This window comes from Varibaculum massiliense, assembly GCF_900106855.1.
Taxonomy (GTDB): domain Bacteria; phylum Actinomycetota; class Actinomycetes; order Actinomycetales; family Actinomycetaceae; genus Varibaculum; species Varibaculum massiliense.
This window is the reverse complement of sequence record NZ_FNWI01000004.1, coordinates 1,211,023-1,232,913: the sequence shown is the minus strand read 5'-3', so window position 1 is coordinate 1,232,913 and position 21,891 is coordinate 1,211,023. Positions and strand designations below refer to the sequence as shown.

Genomic DNA, 21,891 nt, shown 5'->3' with positions numbered 1-21,891 from the left:
TGAGTTACATCACATAAGGTTTTAACCTTGGTAAATACCCGGGTAGCCCTGGTGAATTTTCTGCAATTTAGCTAGAAAATACCGTATTTTCAATACTTACCATCCGGTAGGTATTAGTTTTCTAGCAGCTTTCCGGTAGCCAGTTCGGGAGCATAACCGATATAGGTTTGGGGGGTGAGAGCCACCAGTCGTGCCTGCGCGTCCTCAGAAAGCCCTAATGAAAGTACGAAGTCTCTCATTGCTGCCTCATCAACTTTGCTATCACGGGTGAGCTCTTTCAGCCGTTCATAAGGGTTGTCCATTCCGGGAGTACCCGCTAAACCTTCCACCCGCATTACTTGCTGCACTGCCTCTCCCAGAACCTCCCAGTTCCGGTCAAGGTCACGAGCCATCACCTGATCGGCTACATCCAACCCGCTGAGACCCCCCGAAAGGTTGTAGAGGGCGAGCAGAGAATGCCCAATTGCCACCCCAATATTGCGTTGGGTAGAAGAGTCTGTAAGATCGCGCTGCAGACGGGAAGTCACCAGGGTTTGCGCCAAAGTTTCCAGCAGCGCACAAGAAATCTCCAGATTGGCTTCCGCGTTTTCAAAACGGATGGGATTGACCTTATGGGGCATAGTGGAAGAACCGGTCGAGCCTTGCGCCGCCAGATTTTGGTGGAAGTAGGCCATCGAAATGTAGCTCCAACAGTCGGTCGCTAGGTTATGCATAATCCGATTAGCCCGCGCCAAGTCGCTATAGAGCTCACTTTGCCAGTCGTGAGATTCAATCTGGGTAGTGAGCGGATTCCAGGAAAGCCCCAAATGCTCCACAAATGATTTAGCTAGCTGCGGCCAGTTAGCCCCCGGCACCGCCACTTTATGTGCGGCCCAAGTACCGGTCGCACCGTTTATCTTGCCCAAATATTCAGCGTTTTCAATCCGGAGAATCTGCCGGTTAAGGCGGTAAGCAAATACCGCCATTTCTTTGCCCAGAGTCACCGGGGTAGCGGGTTGGCCATGAGTGTGCGCCAGCATCGGCACCTCCGCGGCTTGGGCGGCGAGCGCGCCGAGCTGATCGACCAGCTTCTTTGCCCGCGGGAGCCACACCTTTTCCACGGCACCCTTAATCCCAATGCCGTAAGCCAGATTGTTAATATCTTCCGAAGTACAAAAAATATGCACAGCAGCCAAGTAGCGGGGCAGAGCAGTTTCCGCTAGAACATCGGTCGCGCGGCGCAGGCGTTCCTGCAAGAAATACTCCACGGCCTTCACATCATGTTTGGTTTCCGCTTCGATTTGTTTAAGCTCCGCCACCTCGGCTTCGCCGAAGTTTTCTATTAGAGAACGCAGGTAGCGTTTCTCCTCCTCAGAAAAAGGAGCCACCCCTTTTAATACCTGGTTTTCGGCCAGGAAAATCAGCCACTTAACCTCCACTAAGAGGCGGGAGCGGTTAAGTGCCGGTTCGGACAGGTAGTTAGTAAGGGCAGCCACGTGGGAGCGGTAGCGTCCATCTAAAGGACCTAAAGCAGTATCGGTTTGGGCGAAATCAAAACAGTTATCAAGCAGGGTTTGCATAAGTCCTATTATGGCACGCTCAATCAGGGTGAGTAGTTGCCCGCTCTTTAGGGGCGAGGGCAAAATCCTAAACTCGGCTGCGAAGGCAAATATGCCCGCTCGCCGCACTTTTTGAAACAGGCAAGCAGCAAACGGCTAAAAGGAGCAGACTTAGCTTATGAGTCAGGTTAGATTTCGGCAGGCACTATCGAAGCTTCCAGCCTATGTTGCGGGCAAGGGAGAAGCTGGAAAAGTAGTGAAACTCTCCAGTAACGAACTCCCCTTCGCTCCCGCCCCGCAGGTTATCCAAGCAGGTGAAGAGGCTTTAGCAACCGTTAACCGCTATCCGAATGCGATTGGTAGCGCCCTAGTGGAAAAACTGGCTGCCCACTTTGGTTTAGAAGAAAATCAGGTGGTAGTCGGTCCCGGGTCGATTCAGGTGCTTGCCAACGCGCTAACCGCGGTAGCGCAAGCAGGCAACAACGTAATCTACCCTTGGCGCTCTTTTGAGGCTTACCCAATTTTGGTGGGAATCACCGGTGCCTCTTCCCGGCAGATTCCGCTAAATAACCAGGGTAGTCACGATTTGCCAGCGATTTTGGAGGCAGTGGACGCAGATACTGCGGCAGTTATTCTCTGCAGCCCCAATAACCCTACCGGTCCTTCTCTTTCCGCATTGCAGGTTCGTCAATTTTTAGAGGATTTACCCCAAACAGTGTTGACAGTCCTAGATGAAGCCTATTTCGAGTTCGACACTTTGCCTGGTCACGTTGACGGTGCCGCTTTACTCGCGGACTTTCCCAACCTACTGGTACTGCGTACTTTCTCTAAAGCCTACGGACTAGCTGGGCTGCGTTGCGGTTACGGTTTGACTAGTCCCCAGGTGGCGGCGGCAATCCGTAAAGTAGCAACCCCTTTTGGGCTGTCGGGGGTGGCAGAAACCTGCGCGCTGGCGGCGTTAGCCGCCGAGGAAATCATGCGCCAGCAGGTAGCCAAGATTTGTCAAGAAAGAGAGCGAGTGGTGGGCAAACTACGCGAAAACGGTTGGAGTATTCCGCAGGCGGGTGGTAACTTCATTTGGTTTGCCGGGCAGGTCGGCGCAGAAATCCAGTCGGTAGCTCTTTCCCAAGGGATACAAACTCGTGGTTTTCCCGAGGGGGTGCGGGTAACTATCGGCAACCGTACAGAAAATGACCAGTTCTTGGCGGCTATCAGCGGAATTAAACCTAGGTAACCCTGCAGGAAAAATACCCGCTGGCAGTAAAGCTGCGGGCACTAACCTCTAAGTGGGAGTTGCTGGGAACCCTAAGGGCACGCTAGTAACGATTGCTTAGCTAAGGGCGAGCCGCCTGCTACCAGTTACCTGATTGCGGTTACGCCAGCAGCTCGCGGTAACTCCAAAACAGCTCGCGCCGCCAATCAGGTACGGACGGATCTACTAGTATCGCTTGCGGAAGTATCCGGGTCAGTTGCTCGCGAAGACGGGCGGGAATTTCCTGGGGTACTCCAGCACTGTCAACTAAGAAAACTAGCGGCCACGATCCCGGTTTAAAACCGTGAAACTCGGCAGTCAGGACGCGCAGCATTTGCCCGGCAGGTACCGGCGACTGCTGCATTAGCCCAGTTAGCAGCTGTTGATGTTCGTCAGTTGCCGGGGTAACTTCAAGTGTTTCAGAGGCAATCGGAGTGAGGGCATCTTCGGTTGGCATCCCAGCTACTAGGGAGTTTAAACGAGGGAGGTTGTGGGCCTCCAAAGTGATTTCGAATTGTCCCCCCGGGTTAAGGATGGCACCTGTCGGCTGGGCAGCTTCGGTATCTTCGCGTATTCGACCAAGATGTTCAGTTAGGAGGGCGGCATTAGCTTCGGCGGATGCGGGAGCGCGTAGGCGGGTAGAGTAGGCGAGTAAAAACTGGGAATCACCCTTGTTTATGACTTGCCCGCAGCTATATACCGGATAGATTGCGAGGGCGCGCAGCAGGGGTTCCAGCCGACCAGTAGCCGCCGATAGGTAGATGGCTTCATCAAGGGGCTGATCTTTTTCCCGTTTTAATCGATAGTCACGTAAACGGGCGTGCCAGGGTTTTTTCATCTATGGATGCAGCCGGGAAAAGGCCAGTAACCCGAGACCGGTAAGACCGGCAGCGGCCAGACCGACTACGAATACCGCTAGGGAGGAGGAACGAATCCACTGTTGGGCGGCTTGTTTAGTAGAAGTATTTGCTGCCTGGAACTTTAAAGGATTCTGGTTGTTAGCCTGGCTATCAGAATTTGGGCTGTTAGCAGCGGCAGAATCGGGGTCAATTCCCGCCTGGTCCCCTGCCTCTGCAGAGCTGGTTGCCGGGTCGGGGAGGGTAGGGAATGCACCTGCCAGTGGTTGGGGTAGCTGCGCGCGGGTTATAGAGCCGCCGAGGCGTGCAGAATTAGTGCCACCAAGCCGCGAACTTGCTTGTAGCCGAGAAGAGGAGGACAGCCCTGGTCTTTGCGTCGAACCGGTAGCGCCTGTTGCAGGCTGGGAGGAAGGGTCAGTCCCAGAGTTAGCGTTTCCGTTTTCGTTCCCGTGGTGCGGCGTCCGCGGATCAGGAGTTACCCCAGGATTGGGAGTGGGATTCGTCCCCGGGTTGGAGTCTCCACCTTCGTTCCCGTGACCTGGCGTGGAAGTGCCAGGGGTAGTTTCCCCAGGATTGGGGGTGGGAGGATTGTCAGGTCCTTCCCCGGTATTTTCATCGATAGCGTGCTGCAAATCTTGGGGAACCGCGGCTTCTTTACCAACGATAAAGGTGTAGGCCATTTCGGTCTGGTAAGACTTATCGGGATTTTGCGGATTGGTAGTTATGGCTTTTAGGTGGATGGTGTAAAAACCGGACTGGCTAAAGCGCAGTTCAACCGAACTCTCATCACCAGATAAAAGATTTTTGAAACCGCTATCGGATTGCCCCGCGGAAACCGAGAAAGGCATCTGTTGGTAGGTGGCACTGGTCCAGCGAGCCCGCGATTCCACCTTTGTTCCCGAATCCCAGGGGTTTACTTTGGTTACCTGGAAAACGGTCTGAGTATCCTTGCTAAAACCGGAGGCAGCCAAGGCAGATTTATCTGCCTTAAATAGGGCTCCGTAAAAGACTTGCGCACTGGACTGCCCACTTTGATCGGCAGCTACTCGCACGCAGGTACCAATCTTTTCCTTATATTTTGCATCGGAATGGGGATCAACAAATCTCTTTCCCTGTCCTGCCAGACTTGTGTTTTTAGCGTCGGTGTACCCCAGGTAGGTTTTCCCATTGGCATATCCCAAATAAATCGGGGTGTTTTCAGTAACCTGATTAACAAACTGCTCTCCACCAGGGCAATTAGTTTTTGTCCAGTCGTTGAGATTCTGGGGTTTAGCAACTGGAGCAGGGGAAGAAGTGCTGGTGACTGGCGTGTCGGAAGGAGCGGCTAGGGCTAGGGGAGCAGAGCAGACGCCAATGCACAGCGGCGCTGCTGCCACTAGGGTAGTGGCAGCAAAACTGCTGATCTTGCGCAGAATGCTCATAGTCAATCGGAACTTCCCAACCCAACCAATACTTTCAATGTAAGTGTATCACAACATTAAAGTTTAACGATAGAGTTTTAATCGAGTTTCTCCTAATTTAACCTAAATTCCTGGGGTAATGAGTGCGCAATGAGAATTAGTGCCGAGATGGCTTTAACCTAATTATCATCCTTAGCTTCGGCGGCGGCGCGCATCGCCGAAGGTAGCGCCGCTAAAATCCGTCCTACTGCGCGGTCATCGTGAGCCGAAGATACGAACCAGGCTTCAAACCCGGAGGGCGGTAAGGCAATATCTTGTTCCTCCATCGCGTGGAAGAAGGCGCGGTAGCGGAAAGTTTCTTGCGCATTAGCTTGCTCGAAATTGGTAACTCCGTTTTGTGCCGGGCCCTCCCCAAAGAACACCGAGAATAAACTGCCCGCCCGGTTGACTTTCAGCGGTACTTCCGCTTCTTCAGCCTCGTGCTCAATCGCCCCGATGAGAGCATCGGCAACTGCCGTAGTGCGGGCATAGACCGTGTGGTCGGCTAACTCCAAAGTTTTCAGACCGGCGGCGGTGGCCAGTGGGTTACCAGACAGGGTACCGGCTTGGTAAACCGGTCCCAGGGGAGAAAGCTGCTCCATGATTTGGCGGGATCCTCCCAGAGCTGCCAGCGGCATGCCCCCGCCGATGACTTTTCCGAAGGTGAAGATGTCCGGTACGAACTCCATTTTCTCTAACTGTTTTTCCCGCCAGGTAGCCAGCTCGTCCTCATTGGAAAAATCAGGGAGTTTAGCGGGCAGGTCGATCCAATAATCATTTTGCAAACCCCAATACCCCGAAGGACCAACCCGGAAACCAGTTAGCACCTCATCGGTAATCATCAGCGCCCCATACTTGCTGGTGAGCGCGCGAATATGCCGGTTAAAGCCGGGGAGTGGAGGTACCACCCCCATATTGGCGGGGCAGGATTCACAAATAACTGCCGCAATTTGCTCCCCCTTGCGCTCGAAGGTTTCGGTGAGGGCGTCAAAGTCGTTATAGGGAAGCACGATGGTTTCCGCGGCAACCGCTGCGGTTACCCCCGCGGAACCTGGTAGCCCCTGGGTGGCCACCCCGGAACCGGCGGCAGCCAGCAGTCCATCGGAGTGACCGTGATAGCAGCCGGCAAACTTGATGATTAGGTCACGTCCGGTTACTCCCCGCGCCAGGCGAATCGCGGTCATAGTGGCTTCGGTGCCGGTAGAAACCATACGTACCTGTTCGCAGGAAGGCATCCGGGCGGTAATCGCCTGTGCCAGTTTGGTTTCACTTACCGTAGGCGCTCCAAAAGACAGGCCTTTGGCAGCGGCTTCTTGCACTGCCCGTACCACCGGGGGACAGGAGTGTCCCAGCAGTGCCGGCCCCCAGGAACAAACCAAATCCACGAAAGTGTTGTCTTCTTCATCACGCACATAAGCGCCGAAAGCCTCTTTAATAAAGTGGGGGGTTCCCCCCACGGAGCCGTAGGCGCGTACCGGAGAGTTAACTCCTCCAGGAATGGCTTTGCGTGCCTGGGCGAATAGTTCTTTATCGGATTGGTTTGCTTGCTCACTCATGCGCCCATTATCGCCCATAAGTCCCCAAGAGATGATAATCGCGGTCTTTACACAGGTATTTATTGGGACATTGTCGAAGGCTGCTATTGCGCAGGATGCTGGTATCACCGCAGGCTGCAGTGGGTCTGGGGGTAAGAAAGGGGAAGGGATGAAGAATTTGGCGTTGCGCGCCTTAGTGTGGGCGCAAACCCGACAGGCGATTGCGCGACTAAAAACTGAGGAGGACGGGATGACTACCGCCGAATACGCAATCGGAACTTTAGCGGCGGCCGCATTTGCCGGCTTATTGATGGCAGTAGTGAAGGGAGGGGGGATAAAAAGCGCTTTAACTGCAATTATTCAAAGAGCGCTCTCGATTTAAAGTGAAGAAAATATTTGGGAAACATTCGCAGTCGGCGCAGTTTTGGCAGTGGCTGCGCCGACTGTGGCAAATGCGGCGGGAAAGCCAGGGCGGCTATGCCACGGTCGAAACTGCCCTCACTCTGCCTGCGCTAGTGGCAGTGGCAGTTTTGGGGTTGGGAGCTGGCGTAGCCGGGGCGGCCAAAGTGCAGGTCTGTGAGGTGGCACGGACTGCCGCGCGCGGGGCAAGTATAGGGGTGCCTTGGGAAGGCACAGCCGGGGTGACGGTGAATATAGACACCAGTGGTCAGTGGGTTAAAGCTATCGCCAGTAAAAGGTTGGCGGGGTCAGTGATGCCGGCGGTTACCTGCCGCGTAAGTGCGCTTAAAGAAACCGAGTTAATGATGGGGATAGAGCGGTGAATCTTTGGCAGCAACGGAGAAAACTAGCATCTGTAGAGGTAGAGTCAGGCTCAGCCACAATCTGGGCGGTGGGATTTATTTGTCTATTGGTGGCTTTAGCGCTGGGAATTACGCTTCTAGCTGGGGTTTTAGCCGCTAAAGCGCGGGCGCAAAACGGAGCCGATTTCGCGGCTCTAGCCGCCGCGCAAACCTATTTTTACGGCGGTGAAACCGCTCCTTGCGTCGTAGCTGAGCAAGTCGCTCGCGAGAACCAGGTTTCCTTGACCGCCTGTAGCTTGCAGGTTTCTGACGTTAAAGTTGAGGTCAGCACAAAAGCCCCTGCTAACTGGCTGCTTAAAGCCCATTCCCGAGCCGGTCCTCGTCTTAGTGGAAATTGAGCTTGCTAGAAAGCGGCTGTTTCGCCCTTAAAGAGGGACAGCAAAAATTCTAAAAGGTCACGCCCGGCAGATTTTGAAAGCATTTCGTTTCCATTCCCGCATTTAGGAGAGTGGATACAGCGGGGACAACCCTCTTTACAGGGGCACTCATTTACCTGCCGAAAGGTTAAATCCAGCCAGGTTGCCAGCTGACGGAAACCATGTCGTGAAAAACCGGCGCCTCCGGCAGTTCCATCGTAAATAAACACTGTCGGCAGGTCGGTTTGCAGATGCTGGGTTAAAGATAGGCCTCCCAGATCCCAGCGGTCACAGGTAGCCACCAAAGGAAGCATTCCGATTAGGGCGTGTTCGGCCGCATGTAAACCTCCGCCCAACAGCTGTTCTTCATTTAGTTGTAACTGTTTAACCACCTTTTCTTCTAGTGTGAACCAGGTGCCGGTAGTTTGCAGAGTGCGGGTGGGGCAATCTAACTGAAAAGTAGCTTGATAAACATGACCGGGCAGGCGTAATAAATCAAAAGAAGTAACCGTATTTTGCACCTCGATTCGCCCGTAATGCCAACTTACTCCCTGCGGATGGGTTATTGGGGTTGCTTCTTCCGACAAAATCGAAATGCTGGTATCTGTGTTTGCGCGGGTACGAAGCATTTTGGGGCCAGGAACTACCTGCGCGGTGTCCTCATCGCGCGCCGAAACCTGCCAGACGCGCCCTTGATGCACATAGATAGCATCGGGATGCAACACGCTATCGGCGCGGGAGCTATCAACAGTCCCCACCACTTGCGCGCTTTCAGCCTCAATAATCTGTACTTGACCCAGATCCCCGCGAATTTTTACTGCTTCCCAAGGCGAAAACGGTTTGGTGATATCAAAACAAAGTCCCGCCGGTCTTTCTATTAGCAAACCCTGCTGGAGAAGATCTGACATAATCTGGGCGCTACCCTCCCCAAATAGTGAAATATCTTCGCTTTTCAAGGGAAGTTCGGCGGCGGCACACAGCAGTTGGGGAGCAGATACAAACGGGTTTTCGGTATCGAAAACTATGGCTTCAACGGAGCGAAAAATTTCTTCTGGATGATTCGCCAGAAAATCATCTAAAGGATTATCGGAAACCACCAAGATGCCGATTCCGTCTTGTCCCGCGCGCCCGGAGCGACCTATTTGCTGGAAGAAACTGGCGCGAGTTCCCGGCCAAGAACAGGTAATGGTAGCGTCCAGCCCAGAAATATCGATTCCCAGTTCTAAAGCGGATGTTGCCGATAGACCTTGCAAGATGCCTTTTCGCAGGTCTTTTTCTAACTGGCGACGCTCCTCCGGCAGGTAACCGCCGCGATAGGCCGCCACCCGAGACATTAACGCGGGATTGCGGGTGCTAAGTTGATCCCGGGCGACCTGGGCGATAGTTTCCACCCCTTGCCGGGAGGGCGCGAAGACCAGCACTCGCCCTCCGTCATTTACGAGCTGAGCCAGTAGGCGCCCGCCTTCCCAAATAGCGGGATAGCGCGGACCTTCATCATGTTTGTCTGCAGGGTTACCGGGAGCGTCATTGCCGCTGAGCTCCGGGTTTTCTAGGGTAAAATCTTCCTTCTGCCGGAGGATTGGGTCGTTTTCTTCCCAGGGGTTTTGGTTATCCCAACTGGCGGGATCGCTCGCATCGATTACCGGCGGACGCCAGACTAACACTGTATGCGCCCCGCTGCCGGAACTATCGTGGTCGATAACTTTCAGGGTGCGGTCTCCACCTAATAGATTAGCGCCGTGATCTGCAGGATTAGCGGTAGTTGCAGATAGTAGGGCAAAGACTGGCTGGGCGTGATAGTGGCGGGCGAGCCGATGCAGCCGGCGTAATATCAAGGCTACATTTGCTCCCAGCACTCCGCGGTAATAGTGCGCTTCATCGATAACCACCAGTGAAAGACCACGCAAAAATGGTCGCCAAAGCTCGTGACCACGCATAATCGCAAAATGCAAAAAATCCGGGTTGGTTAGCACGATATCGGCGCTCGCCCGTGCCCACTTTTTAACCTCCCCGGGGCTATCACCATCTACCGGCGCTACCTGCAAATCCAGATCGGCGAGCCCAGACCAACGATGCAAAGCCGCAGCCTGGTCGCGAGCCAGCGCCTTGGTAGGTGCCAGGTATAGAGCCGTAGGTCGCGCTCCCTCCAGGTAAGTATCAGCATCTTTTGTATGGGCGTGCCGGGCGAGGAACGCCAGCCAAGCGGCTAAAGATTTTCCGGAACCGGTACCGGTTGTCACCATCACATCCTGACCGCTATGAAGAGCATTTGCGCAGCTAGCTTGATGTTCCCAAAGCCGGTCTATCCCGGCGGCGCTAAGCCCCGCCTGTAAATCTTCGCCCACCCAATCGGGCCAAGGCGCAAAGCTAGCGCGGCGCGCCGGAAGCACTGTTTCGTAAAGCAGCTGATCGGTGCCGAAGGCACGTAAACCTGCCAGCAGATTCTCCAACCCCACCAGCTGCTCCTTCCCCCCAGTGAAAATAGTTTTAGCTAACACTAACGCCCAAATGTCCAATGGTTGTGGAAACCAAAGAGGTGACAAAATAAGGTTAAAGCATGAGCAGCGGGGTGAGAAGTAGTCTAACCGCCGGTTACGTACGCCGTTTTTCGGCTGCTTTCCTCGCCGCGCTACTCCTGGCGGCCTGCTATCTGCTTTTTGTGTGTACCCGCGCGGGACAGGCAACCGATACTCTGGCCATGTTCACCCTTTCTGAACTCAACCGTTCGTTTGCGCCCTGGGATCAAGTGCTGCTGCGGGAATGGTATTTATTTATTTTGGTTCCTCTAATTGCTGCGGCAGTAATAGTTGCCCTGGTAAGAAGGCGTTTTGCCCTAGGGGTTCGGATGCTGGTGATGGTGCTGGCAGCAACAGTAACTACTCAGTTTCTCAAGCATTTTCTGCTTGCTCGCCCCGCGCTGGGAATCACCTACTATATGACCAATTCTTTCCCCTCCGGTCACACTACGACGGCGGGGGCAGCGGCGGTCGCGCTGGTGATGGTAGCCGCCGATCGCTGGCGGGAAGTGGCTACCTATCTGTCGGCGTTGGTGTTGTGGGTGGTGGCTTTAGCGGTGATTGTGGCGCGCTGGCACCGCCCCTCGGACGTATTTGCTGCCATTTGTGTAGTTTCAGTGTTTGCGCTGTTACTTTCTCCTTTAGAGCTGGGCGGGGAACGGGGACAGCGAGCTTTGCGACGAGGACGCATCTTCACTTTCCTGGCAGCAATCATTGCGCTGGTAGGGGTAGTGTTGGTCGCCTACTGTTACTACCAGTTAGCGCGGGGAGGTAACTATTTCACGGTCGGGACTGCCACTATGGATCTGAGCCACCTCGCTAAATCTCGCCACCCCCTTGCCCTTTCGCTGGCTACAGGCACCGTCCTTGCTTTAGGGGGAGCCTGTTGGATTTTTATTTTTGAGGTTGCCCGCGCCGGGATGCGTCCTCGAAAATCTTCCTCTCCCACCTCTTAGGACTTAAGACCCAAAGTATTTTCGCAGTTCAACCAGATGTGCACTGGCAAGTAAAGTAACCATTTTCGCCCTCGCCAGCAAATATGAGAAAAATCAGGAAAAACACAATATCTAGTGGTTCACATTTGGGAAACCTACTATATATGGTGTGTCTATTAGCCATTGCGACCAGTTTTACCTATAGTCGATAGCGTTGGCTACAAAGCCGCAGACGTTAAAACAAGAATTTGAAGGAAGCAAAAGAGGAAGAAAATGGCACCCCAAACGAAGACGAAGCACTTGGTTGATCCGGGTCAGACCGTAAATGAGTATCTATCAAAAGCCGATTGGCGAGTAAACGCCAACGCAAACCAGGGGTATTCGCTGGGGGGCATGATTCTTAACTCTTCGGGCAAACTGATTGCCAACTATTGGCTAAACGAGGTCTACACTCCCGAAATCGGGCAAGCCCACCGCGACGGCGACTACCATATTCACGACCTGGATATGTTCGCAGGTTACTGCGCCGGTTGGTCTCTAAAGCAGCTATTGCAGGAAGGTTTTAACGGAGTTCCGGGCGCGATTGCCTCGAACCCGCCGAGCCATTTTTCCTCCGCCTGCGGACAAATCGTGAACTTCCTGGGAACTTTACAGAACGAATGGGCAGGTGCCCAAGCGTTCTCCAGTTTCGACACCTATATGGCGCCATTTATTCGCAAAGACAACCTGGACTACGAGCAGGTTCACCAGTGCATGCAGGAACTGATTTACAACCTGAACGTGCCTAGCCGGTGGGGCAGCCAGTGCCCCTTCACTAATCTCACGTTCGACTGGACTTGCCCCGATGACCTGGTAGATGAACACCCCCTGATTGGGGATGAACTGATGGACTTCACCTACGGGGATCTAGCCGAAGAAATGGAAATAATCAACCGGGCGTTCATCGAAGTGATGACCGCCGGGGATGCCGATGGACGGGTTTTCACCTTCCCCATCCCCACCTACAACATCACTCCCGACTTTGATTGGGATTCCCCCAACACCGAGCGGCTATTTGCGATGACCGCCAAATACGGTCTGCCCTACTTCCAGAACTTCCTGAACTCGGATCTGGATCCCCATATGATTCGCTCCATGTGCTGCCGCTTGCAGCTAGACCTGCGGGAACTGCTAAAACGTGGCAATGGGCTGTTCGGTTCGGCAGAACAAACCGGTTCCCTGGGGGTGGTGACCATAAACATGGCGCGCCTCGGCTACCTCTATAAGGGCGATCTGGACGGGCTCACCCGCCAGCTCGATCACCTGATTGACCTGGCCAGCCAGTCCCTAGAGAAGAAACGGGAAGTTATTTCCTGGCACATGGATTCCGGTCTTTTCCCCTATACCCGCCGTTACCTGGGCACTCTCGACAACCATTTCTCCACTATTGGGGTAAACGGAATGAACGAGATGGTGCGTAACTTTACCGATGACGCGGAAGATATTACCGGCGAAATGGGGCATAAGATGTGCGCCGACCTGCTAGATCATATCCGGGAACGGATGGTGCAGCTACAGGAAGAAACCGGTCACCTCTACAACCTAGAGGCCACCCCCGCCGAAGGCACCACCTACCGTTTTGCGAAAGAGGACGCCAAACGCTTCCCTGGGATTATTCAGGCTGGCACCGCGGACGCGCCCTACTACACCAACTCTTCGCAGCTTCCGGTAGGCTACACCCAAGACGCCTTCCAGGCGCTAGAAGAACAGGTAGAACTGCAAGGCAAATATACTGGTGGTACCGTGTTGCACCTGTATATGGGCGAAGCGATGAACTCCGCGGAGTCCTGCAAGACCCTGGTGCACCGGGCGCTAGCGAACTTCAAGCTGCCCTATATTACGATCACCCCTACCTTCTCCATCTGCCCAGTCCACGGGTATTTGTCGGGTGAACATTTCGATTGTCCCAAGTGTGCCGAGGAAGGCAACCACGAGCAGCCCTGTGAGGTGTGGACGCGGGTAATGGGCTACTTCCGCCCGGTCACCTCCTTCAATACCGGCAAGCAGAGCGAGTACGCCGAACGGACTACTTTCTCACAAGAGTTAGCCGGTGTGTGATTATTCGGCAGCTGACGGGGAGCCGAGCCTGCTCGGGCAGGCCAGGCAGCTTAACATTGCGGGGCTAGTCCCGTTTTCTACCGTGGACTGGCCAGGGAAGATCGTGGCCAGCGTGTTTTGCCAAGGTTGCCCTTGGCGCTGCGCCTATTGCCAAAACTATGAAATCTTAGATTTCAAAGTACCCGGCGCAGTCCCGTTTGCGGAGCTAGAAGAGTTGCTAGGGCGCCGAAAAGGACTGCTTGACGGAGTGGTGTTTTCCGGTGGGGAGGCGCTGGCGCAGGCAGCGGTGATTCCAGCTGCCCGCTGGGTGAAGACCCAAGGTTTCCAGGTGGGGCTGCACGCCGCGGGAGCCTATCCTTCGCGTCTGCAAGCAATGTTGGCGGATGGTTTGCTCGATTGGGTGGGGCTAGATATTAAAGCCTTGCCCGCCGATTACCGTCAGGTGACTGGAGTAGCAGGTGCGGATAAGGCTTTTGCCTGCCTAGATGCGGTGTTGGCCAGCCAGGTAGCCTACGAGGTACGGTTAACTGTTTATCCGAACCACCCCGGGAAAGTAGTGGAGTTGGCGCGAGATTTGGCGGAGCGAGGCGTAAAAAACTTTGCCCTGCAGCAGGCACGCGAGTTGGGGACTTCCGCCGAATTTAAGGCACAAGCTCGAGGTTGGGATAGCCAAGTAAAGACTTGGGCTAAGGAAATCGGGCAGCTGGGGTGGGAAAACTTTTCTTTCCGTCCCGCTTAAGGTAGCTAGTAACTTTTCCCGCCGCGCCCTCAAAGAGTTAGCCAAATGTTACGAGAAGGATTTTCCGTGAGGTTATCTTAGAACTCTTAGCCATGGGCAGCGCCTGCCGCTAGAATGAGGGCAGTTTTTCCCTACCAAAGGCGAGGCAAGACTGATAGTGAAAATCTGGAAAAGTTGCGGGAGCCTTATTCCTTAGAGCCTAACTATTTTTTCGCCTCGGTCTTTTTCGCGGTAGTTTTCTTAGTGGTTGTGCGCTTCTTGGTGGTTTTCTTGGTGGCAGTCTTCTTGGTGGTTTTGCGCGTTCCGCGCTTCTTAGCAGGTCCTTTCGCCCGTTTTTCCGCCAGCAACGTATATGCCTGATCAGCTTCTATCTCTTCCACGGTGCTAGAACGCGGCACGGTCACATTGGTGGTGCCATCGGTAATATAAGGACCGAAGCGCCCGTCTTTAATTACTACCGGTTTGCCGGAGACTGGATCGGTTCCCAACTCTTTTAGAGGCGGTTTCGCGGTGCGCCCCCGGCGGGTCTTCGGCTGCGCATAAATCGCTAATGCCTGCTCCAAAGTAATCGAGAAAATCTGCTCTTCGCTTTCTAGGGAGCGCGAATCCGACCCCTTCTTCAGGTATGGTCCGTAGCGACCATTTTGGGCGGTAATCTCGGTATCGGATTCGGGATCTTTGCCCACTATGCGCGGTAAGGAAAGCAGTTTCAGGGCATCGTCCAGGCTGGCGCTCTCGATAGACATGGTTTTAAATAGGGAGGCAGTGCGAGGTTTAGTACCCTTGGGGGCGTCCTCGGGCAGTACCTCGGTAAAGTAAGGCCCATAGCGACCATTCTTTACTAAGATTAGGTTCCCGTTTTCTGGGTCTTTGCCCAGTTCTCGCCCGGTATCAGCCGATATCGTGAACAGTTCTTTTACTTTTTTGGCGTCCAACTCATCGGGCGCCAAATCTTCGGGAACCGAGGCTCGCTTGCCTTCCGCGTCCTCCAGGTAAGGTCCATAGCGTCCCACCCGCACGTTTACTCCCGGTTGCACCTCGATAGAGTTCAGAGCGCGAGCATCAATCTCGCCTAGACCTTCCACGGTGTCTTTCAGACCGCGCTCCCAGAAAGCATCGCCCTCGCCGCCTCCAAAATAAAAGTGGCTGAGAAGTTCTTTCCCGTTGCGTTCCCCGGCAGCTATCTGGTCGAGGTCGCCCTCCATGGTGGCGGTAAAGTCGTAATCCACCAGGGAAGCCAGATTTTCTTCTAGTAGCCTGACCACCGAGAATGCCTGCCAAGAAGGCACTAGAGCTTGTCCGGCGCGGCGCACATAGCCGCGCTCAATAATTACCCCGATAGTGGAGGCATAAGTGGAGGGACGCCCTACTCCTTTTTCTTCTAAGGTTTTCACCAAGGAGGCTTCGGTATAGCGCGGAGGCGGGCTGGTTACGTGCTCTGCTTTTTCTCTATCTACGCTGGTAACTGCCAGTTGTTGTCCTTCGCTAAGTTTTGGTAGCGCCGTGGAACTATCGGCGCTGGCGTAGCGGGATTTATCTTTGCCTTCTTCATAGGCGGCCAGGAAACCGCGGAAGGTGATTACGGTTCCCGAAGCGGTGAACACTACTTCGCGCGCCGCGCCCTCCAAACTCAGCTGAGCGCTTACCCGGACGGTATCGGTAGTTCCGCGCGCATCATTCATCTGCGAGGCCAGGGTGCGTTTCCAAATCAGTTCGTAAAGCGCCGCTTGCTGATCGCTGAGGGCTCCTTTTACCTGCGAGGGGGTGCGGAAGTTATCTCCCGCAGGGCGGATAGCTTCGTGGGCTTCTTGTGCGCCTTTCGCTTTCTTGGCGTAAAAGCGGGGTTTTTCGGGGATAGCGTCCGCGCCATATAGCTTTTTTGCTTGGCGGCGTGCCGCCGAAATCGCCTGGTTGGACAGCGCGGTGGAGTCGGTTCGCATATAGGTGATGTAGCCGTTTTCGTACAGGTACTGGGCTACCGCCATAGTTTGCCGCGAAGACATTCGCAGTTTCCGCCCGGCCTCTTGCTGCAGGGTAGAGGTAGTAAAAGGGGGAGCGGGGCGGCGAGTATAGGGCTTGGATTCTACGGAAGTTACCTGGCAGATGGGTTTTTCGGTTAGTGCCTGTGCCAGTTTTTCCCACAGCTGCTGATCCATAACTGTGGCTTTGCGTTTTAGTTGCCCGCGATCATCAAAGTCGCGTCCTACCGCGAAACGTACCCCATCCATTTCTAGGGCGCGGGCGTTAAAATCTTGCCCCTCGGCGTTAAAGGTGGCGGTGAGATCAAAATAGCTGGCAGGTATGAAGGCAATGCGTTCGCGTTCGCGCTGCACTACCAGGCGGGTGGCTACTGACTGCACCCTGCCGGCAGAGAGGTGACGGGCAACTTTGCGCCATAGAATCGGGGAAACCTCGTATCCGTAGAGGCGATCTAAAATCCGCCGGGTTTCCTGAGCCTGGACTAGGTCAGTGTCAATATCTCGGGTATTTTCTAGGGCGCGGTCAATCGCTTCTTTGGTGATTTCATGAAACACCATCCGCTTAACCGGAACCTTGGGTTTTAACACTTCCAGGAGGTGCCAGGCGATTGCTTCTCCCTCGCGGTCCTCATCAGTGGCGAGGTAGAGTTCTTCTGCTTGCGCCAGGTCTTTACGCAAGCCGGCTACAGTTTTTTTCTTATCCGGGTTAACCACGTAGTAGGGCTGGAAACCATCTTCCACGTTCACCGCGAACTTTTTGTACCCGGACTGTTTAAGTTTTTCGGGTAGCGCGGAGGGTTGAGGTAGGTCGCGGATATGTCCCACGGACGCCTCCACCTGGTAGTCAGCGCCCAGGTATCCGCTGATAGTGCGAGCCTTGGCTGGAGATTCCACTATTACCAGTTTTTTAGCGCTCAAAACTGCCTCTTCTCGTGGGTTAAATATTGACCTTTATACCTTATATATATCTCGGAAAGTTCTGGCGTAGCCAAATCGGGTGTTTAGTCCGGCGGTTTTCCATTTGCGAACCAGTTTAGACCCGGGGGAGTTGCTTGTCGTCCTTAGCAAGAATGACTCTAAGATGGCGAAACTTTCATAAAAGCCTTGGAAAATGAGGATAGTTAAATGTTTGCGTGACTTCTCTGTTAGATTCGCTGAGTGAGTGAAAACTCAAGCGCGGTGAGTGAAAACTCAGGTCAAAAAATAGCGTGGCTTTGTAGATCTCTATTTTTTAAACTTTTGATGAGAAAACTACTTCTTTCCACCTATATATGCTGGTAATCGCTAGGTTTAGATGAAAAGTTACATTAAATCATTCACATGGTCAAAATTGCCAGTGATGCAAAACACAATTTGTCCCCAGCCTATTACTAACATGGTAAAAATCTGAAAACATTCTAATATGCCTGGTCAAAACTACTTTATGGTTGGTAAGTATTCGCAATTTCTCCCTACCAGGTGTAAAACTTTCATTTTCCAACATTTTTGCTTCCAATCATGTTCGTTTTGGTGGATAATAGTTAATGAACGGACCGAAGGAATGCAACGTTCACGGAAATCGAAGGATTTGGTTTCCACCAGAAGAAAACGCAAGGAACGGGAACTACGATGAAAACGTGGAAAGAACATGCCAAGACATTAGTCGCTGGCGTTCTAGTCGCAGGTGTGGTTGCGGCAGGTGTCAACCTGGCCGATGCAGCTACCTTTTTCACCAACACCTCCGCCGCAGGTTCTAGTGCAGTCACTGCTAATGCCATTGACACCAACAACCGCGAAGCGGTACGCACCCGTTACCTTAGCGATATTGCCGATACCGATTACCCCGAAAGCCCCAACAACGGTGCGGATCATAATAAATGCCGCGCGGGGGTAGCCAACCCCACCACCGCTAACTCAGTAGGTCGGGCTCTTAACTTCTTCCGCGGTCTCAATGGTGCCGAGGCAGTCAAGATGGATATGACTTCCGGACTGCAAGATTACGCACAGCAGGCTGCGCTTAATATGGCTGCCAACGGTCGGCTCTCTCACTCGATTCAAGAAAACTCCAAGTGCTTCTCCCAAAAAGCAAAGCAGGGGGCCGCCATCTCTAACCTTTCTGATGGTTCCGGACAAACTCCTGCCGAGCAGATTCTGTGGTACTTCATTGATCCTTCTAACTTGGGTGCTTCTACCATGACCAAGGTTGGCTCCAATGACCGCCTGGGGCACCGCATTGCCCTGATGGATCCCACTTTGGCTACCTCTTCTTATGGGAATGTCAATGGTTACAACGCGATTGTGGTAACCGGTGATCACTTGGTCAACACCCCTGATTTCAACAACAAGCAGCTGGTTAATGACAGCGCTTACAAGCCGGAAGTTATGACTTGGCCGTCTGCCGGTTACTTCCCCTACCAGTTGCTGACCACCAACCGCGATGACCGTGACGATGTGGAACGCTGGAGCATCTCCTTCCGTGGCGAAAGCAAGTCGCAGCGCCCTGACCTCTCGAAAGCTCAGGTACGCGTGACTGGTCCGGAAGGCGCGGAAGTTCCCACCACCGTTCTAAGTAACGACCGTGACGGGCAGGGTCCGGGAACCTGGAACTACTACAACACCTTGCTAATCAAGATGCCGAAGATCAAGGATCTGCCGGTAGGTAGCGATGGCTCCCGTGACTACACGGTCAGCGTTACCGGGATTAAAGGTGCTACTCGCCCCTCCTACACCTACACCGTGAAGCTGTTCGATCCCATGATCTCCTCCAGCCAGATGGCTCCCCAGATCAAGGTGAATGCCGCCCCTCGGGTAGCGCAGGGTGGATACGCCGAACCGGCCAAGCTGACCGTGCAGGGCTCCACCGGTATGAAGTACCAGTGGCAGCGCTCCAAGGATGCCGGTAAGACTTGGGAGGACGTCAAGGACAAGTTCCGGATTCCCGATGATCACCGCTTCTACGGAACCGCGAACGATCTGGACTACGCTCCCGGTGCTCGCACCGAAGATAAATGGGGTCTGCTGCGGTCGGCTCCGATTGCTAACCGCGCCGAGGCCGAGTCCTTGCGCTTCCGCTTGAAGGTTACCAACCCGGTGGGTACCTCGATTTCTGAACCGCTGAAGCTGGAATACTACGGATTCGATCAGGATCAGGTAGTTCGCCAGGGCGACAAGCTAATCGCCAAGGTCACCTTGCAGGGTAACTCCGATTCGGTTGAGCGCTACACCGATGTGATCTGGAAAGACCAAAACGGTAAGCAGGTGGGAACTGGTGACACTTTGACTCTGACCCCCGATATGAAGGGCAAGCAGATTCGTCCCACCGTGCAGTTCTGGCTCACCTCGTTCATGTCAGCTTCTCTCTACGAGCTGAAGCTGCCCGCATACTCCGTTGGGTAACTTGCGTTTTCTAAACCTAACGGTCCCAAAGAGGGTCGCGTCCTTAGGGACGAGGACGCGGCTCCTCAAAAATAAAAGAATCCAGTCGTTACCTGGTTGATTGGCTTCAGTAAATAAAAAGAAAAAATCTGGCTCCTAGGACGTTCCCAGTCTAGGAGCCAGATTATTGTTATACAGCAGTGGGGGGGGGGCAGGCAAAATGCCTGCCCCCCAACAATTGCTGTTGCTATTTGATTAGATTATTCCGGTAGCCGCGCCTGAGTAGAGGCCGAGAAAATATGACGCCCGCCCTCTTTAATCCGTACCGGCATAACTGATCCAGCTGGCGGCGCAGAATGCGGAGGTACCCGGATAGTTACCTGGTTCAAACAAGGACGACCATCTTTGCGATGCTCCTTGACATCATGACCATCCAAAGTGCCGTAAACATAGCCGTCAGAGCCCAGTTCCTCAACGTGGGTCACCTTAATCGGAATGGTGTGCTCCGGATCCACCCCGCCCTCTTGAACCTCGAGAGCCTCGGGACGGAAGCCAATAATGACTTCCCCGTTATCCTCGGGCTTAATCGCGTCCAAAGTAGACTGTGCCAACGGAATCTTTGCTCCGCCCAGCACTGCCGAGCCATCCTGAACCTTGAAGGTGCCGATGTTCATAGCCGGGGAACCGATGAAAGCAGCCACGAAAGCATTCGCGGGGTGATCATAAAGATCACGCGGGGTACCCACCTGTTGCAAGATTCCGCCCGCAATCACCGCAATCCGATCACCCATGGTGAGCGCCTCGGTCTGGTCGTGGGTCACGTACAAGGTGGTGACCCCCAAAGTGCGCTGCAACTGGGCAATCTGGGTACGGGTCTGTACCCGCAGCTTCGCATCCAAGTTCGACAGCGGCTCGTCCATCAAGAACACCTGGGGTTTGCGCACAATCGCGCGCCCCATGGCCACGCGCTGACGCTGACCACCCGAGAGAGCCTTCGGTTTACGATCTAAATATTCGGTCAAATCCAAAGTTTCGGCGGCCTGTTCGACCCGCTTATCGATTTCCTCTTGCGGAACCTTCGCAATCTTGAGGGCGAAACCCATGTTCTGACGCACTGTCATGTGCGGATAAAGCGCATAGTTCTGGAAAACCATGGCTATATCGCGGTCTTTGGGCTGCACATTGGTTACGTCTTTATTCCCAATGTAAATCTTGCCGGAGTTAATATCCTCTAGGCCAGCCAACATCCGTAGTGAAGTAGTTTTGCCGCAGCCCGACGGACCCACCAAAACCAGGAATTCTCCATCTTCGATTTCCAGATTCAACTTATCAACAGCCGGGTGATCTGACCCCGGATAGATTCGGGTTACCGAATCAAATATAACTTTTCCCATATTTATATATCTCCTCCACGGGCAGGTACGTGCCCGACGATCCGAGTGGAGTGTCTTTTTGTAACTGCGAGGAAACTAATCCCCACGTGTCACCTGCGACACGAGCGCTGGTTGCGCCTAAACTCAGTCTGCCATATTTATCGCTCTTGCGGTAGTGAGATACGCCAAAGTTGCGGTAATTCATACTTTTTATTTCCCTGTCCGCACGCGTAATTCCAAAAAAACTCCTGTTTCCCTTATGGAGGGCGCAGCTCGATTAACCTCATTAACCGAGGTCGCAGGGGTAGGTGCGACAAAGTCCCCGAGGTCGCCCTCGGGGACTGTCAGAAAAAAAGAACTATTTACCCTGGTTGGCTACTGCTGCAATCTTAGCTTCGGCATCCGGATCCAAGTAGGTTCCGCCCTTTTTAACTGGCTGCAGATTTTCATCCAGCTCGTAATATAGGGGCACCCCGGTAGGAATATTCAAACCAGAAATATCCTCGTCACTAATCTGATCCAGGTGCTTTACAATCGCGCGCAGCGAATTACCATGGGCTGCCACCAGCACCGTCTTGCCAGTCTTCAGCTCGGGAACGATTTCCTGTTCCCAATAGGGCAGTAAGCGCTCCAAAACCTGCTCTAGGCATTCGGTGCTGGGAATCGGTTCCCCGGCATAACGCGGATCAGTGTCTTGAGAGAACTCGGAACCCAGTTCGATTTCTGGGGGAGGAGTGCTGTAGGAGCGGCGCCACAACATGAACTGTTCATCGCCATACTGGTCGCGGATAGCTTTCTTGTCTTTGCCCTGCAAAGCGCCGTAATGCCGCTCATTGAGGCGCCAGCTGCGCTTAACCGGAATCCAATGCCGATCAGCGGCATCCAAAGAAAGGTTGGCGGTCATAATCGCCCGCCGCAGCAGGGAGGTGAATACGATATCCGGCAAGATGTTCTCTTGCTTCATTAGTTCACCGCCGTGGGTAGCCTCTTGGCGACCCTGATCGGATAGAGGAACATCTACCCAGCCGGTGAAAAGATTCTTAGCATTCCATTCGCTTTGCCCATGACGGAGCAGTATCAATTTGTAAGTCATATCTTTA

At 53.8% G+C, this 21,891-nt stretch carries 16 protein-coding genes; 8 read left to right on the top strand and 8 right to left on the bottom strand.

From position 1 onward, the window contains the following. Nucleotides 1-113: 113 nt before the first annotated feature. Entirely contained in the window at nt 114-1,559 is a 1,446-nt protein-coding gene (gene purB / locus BQ5456_RS05540; RefSeq protein WP_071129951.1) for an adenylosuccinate lyase, read from the bottom strand. A 157-nt stretch (nt 1,560-1,716) separates the two neighbouring features. Here purB and hisC point away from each other — a divergent pair, with 157 nt between their 5' ends. Then, a complete protein-coding gene (gene hisC, locus BQ5456_RS05535; protein ID WP_071129116.1) occupies nt 1,717-2,772 on the top strand; it encodes a histidinol-phosphate transaminase in 1,056 nt (351 codons plus the stop codon). A gap of 139 nt (nt 2,773-2,911) precedes the next feature. Here the strand turns inward: hisC and BQ5456_RS05530 are convergent, their stop codons facing one another. From BQ5456_RS05530 to hemL, 3 genes are all read right to left on the bottom strand, one after another. Continuing rightward, a complete protein-coding gene (locus BQ5456_RS05530) occupies nt 2,912-3,628 on the bottom strand; it encodes a hypothetical protein (RefSeq protein WP_071129115.1) in 717 nt (238 codons plus the stop codon). Further along, nucleotides 3,629-5,074 carry a hypothetical protein gene (locus BQ5456_RS05525; RefSeq protein WP_143037040.1) on the bottom strand — a complete coding sequence of 482 codons (1,446 nt, stop codon included), beginning with the start codon at nt 5,072-5,074 and terminating at the stop codon, nt 3,629-3,631. A 152-nt stretch (nt 5,075-5,226) separates the two neighbouring features. Further along, on the bottom strand, nt 5,227-6,642 hold the full coding sequence (hemL, locus tag BQ5456_RS05520; RefSeq protein ID WP_071129950.1) for a glutamate-1-semialdehyde 2,1-aminomutase: 1,416 nt from the start codon (nt 6,640-6,642) through the stop codon (nt 5,227-5,229). A 31-nt stretch (nt 6,643-6,673) separates the two neighbouring features. Between hemL and BQ5456_RS10690 the strand changes: the two genes are divergently transcribed. The 3 genes from BQ5456_RS10690 to BQ5456_RS05505 are packed head-to-tail and all read left to right on the top strand — an operon-like array spanning nt 6,674 to nt 7,780. Continuing rightward, entirely contained in the window at nt 6,674-7,003 is a 330-nt protein-coding gene (locus BQ5456_RS10690) for a DUF4244 domain-containing protein (RefSeq protein ID WP_083378512.1), read from the top strand. Between the two features lies 1 nt (nt 7,004). Beyond that, nucleotides 7,005-7,403, top strand: coding sequence for a TadE/TadG family type IV pilus assembly protein (locus tag BQ5456_RS05510; RefSeq protein ID WP_071129112.1), 399 nt, complete (start codon nt 7,005-7,007; stop codon nt 7,401-7,403). After that, nucleotides 7,400-7,780: an Rv3654c family TadE-like protein gene (locus BQ5456_RS05505; RefSeq protein ID WP_071129111.1), complete on the top strand. Its 381-nt coding sequence runs from the start codon at nt 7,400-7,402 to the stop codon at nt 7,778-7,780. The genes BQ5456_RS05510 and BQ5456_RS05505 overlap by 4 nt, the downstream gene beginning before the upstream one ends. A gap of 5 nt (nt 7,781-7,785) precedes the next feature. On the opposite strand, the gene BQ5456_RS05500 is transcribed toward BQ5456_RS05505, so the two are convergent. After that, nucleotides 7,786-10,254 (bottom strand): DEAD/DEAH box helicase, encoded by a 2,469-nt coding sequence (locus BQ5456_RS05500; protein ID WP_159428769.1) that lies wholly within the window; start codon nt 10,252-10,254, stop codon nt 7,786-7,788. A 101-nt stretch (nt 10,255-10,355) separates the two neighbouring features. Here BQ5456_RS05500 and BQ5456_RS05495 point away from each other — a divergent pair, with 101 nt between their 5' ends. The 3 genes from BQ5456_RS05495 (at nt 10,356) to BQ5456_RS05485 (ending at nt 14,085) form a co-directional block, all read left to right on the top strand. Next, the gene (locus tag BQ5456_RS05495) at nt 10,356-11,270 is read left to right on the top strand and encodes a phosphatase PAP2 family protein (protein ID WP_071129110.1); all 915 of its coding nucleotides are present in this window, start codon (nt 10,356-10,358) and stop codon (nt 11,268-11,270) included. A 252-nt stretch (nt 11,271-11,522) separates the two neighbouring features. Continuing rightward, nucleotides 11,523-13,346, top strand: a complete 1,824-nt coding sequence (locus tag BQ5456_RS05490; RefSeq protein WP_071129109.1) for a ribonucleoside triphosphate reductase — start codon at nt 11,523-11,525, stop codon at nt 13,344-13,346. After that, nucleotides 13,339-14,085, top strand: a complete 747-nt coding sequence (locus BQ5456_RS05485; protein WP_071129108.1) for an anaerobic ribonucleoside-triphosphate reductase activating protein — start codon at nt 13,339-13,341, stop codon at nt 14,083-14,085. The genes BQ5456_RS05490 and BQ5456_RS05485 overlap by 8 nt, the downstream gene beginning before the upstream one ends. A gap of 203 nt (nt 14,086-14,288) precedes the next feature. On the opposite strand, the gene topA is transcribed toward BQ5456_RS05485, so the two are convergent. Next, nucleotides 14,289-16,982 carry a type I DNA topoisomerase gene (topA, locus tag BQ5456_RS05480; protein ID WP_071129107.1) on the bottom strand — a complete coding sequence of 898 codons (2,694 nt, stop codon included), beginning with the start codon at nt 16,980-16,982 and terminating at the stop codon, nt 14,289-14,291. Between the two features lie 690 nt (nt 16,983-17,672). Here topA and BQ5456_RS05475 point away from each other — a divergent pair. After that, the gene (locus tag BQ5456_RS05475) at nt 17,673-19,439 is read left to right on the top strand and encodes a CAP domain-containing protein (protein ID WP_071129106.1); all 1,767 of its coding nucleotides are present in this window, start codon (nt 17,673-17,675) and stop codon (nt 19,437-19,439) included. A 239-nt stretch (nt 19,440-19,678) separates the two neighbouring features. Here the strand turns inward: BQ5456_RS05475 and BQ5456_RS05470 are convergent, their stop codons facing one another. Next, nucleotides 19,679-20,812, bottom strand: a complete 1,134-nt coding sequence (locus BQ5456_RS05470; RefSeq protein ID WP_071129105.1) for an ABC transporter ATP-binding protein — start codon at nt 20,810-20,812, stop codon at nt 19,679-19,681. Between the two features lie 337 nt (nt 20,813-21,149). Beyond that, nucleotides 21,150-21,884, bottom strand: a complete 735-nt coding sequence (locus tag BQ5456_RS05465; protein ID WP_071129104.1) for a phosphoglyceromutase — start codon at nt 21,882-21,884, stop codon at nt 21,150-21,152. Nucleotides 21,885-21,891 lie beyond the last annotated feature (7 nt).

Coding starts and splice junctions, on each gene's coding strand:
- purB (WP_071129951.1), bottom strand. CDS start 1,559: ATGCAAACCCTGCTTGATAACTGTTTTGATTTCGCCCAAACCGATACT.
- BQ5456_RS05530 (WP_071129115.1), bottom strand. CDS start 3,628: ATGAAAAAACCCTGGCACGCCCGTTTACGTGACTATCGATTAAAACGG.
- BQ5456_RS05495 (WP_071129110.1), top strand. CDS start 10,356: ATGAGCAGCGGGGTGAGAAGTAGTCTAACCGCCGGTTACGTACGCCGT.
- hisC (WP_071129116.1), top strand. CDS start 1,717: ATGAGTCAGGTTAGATTTCGGCAGGCACTATCGAAGCTTCCAGCCTAT.
- BQ5456_RS05465 (WP_071129104.1), bottom strand. CDS start 21,884: ATGACTTACAAATTGATACTGCTCCGTCATGGGCAAAGCGAATGGAAT.
- BQ5456_RS10690 (WP_083378512.1), top strand. CDS start 6,674: ATGATAATCGCGGTCTTTACACAGGTATTTATTGGGACATTGTCGAAG.
- BQ5456_RS05490 (WP_071129109.1), top strand. CDS start 11,523: ATGGCACCCCAAACGAAGACGAAGCACTTGGTTGATCCGGGTCAGACC.
- hemL (WP_071129950.1), bottom strand. CDS start 6,642: ATGAGTGAGCAAGCAAACCAATCCGATAAAGAACTATTCGCCCAGGCA.
- BQ5456_RS05475 (WP_071129106.1), top strand. CDS start 17,673: ATGAAAACGTGGAAAGAACATGCCAAGACATTAGTCGCTGGCGTTCTA.
- BQ5456_RS05470 (WP_071129105.1), bottom strand. CDS start 20,812: ATGGGAAAAGTTATATTTGATTCGGTAACCCGAATCTATCCGGGGTCA.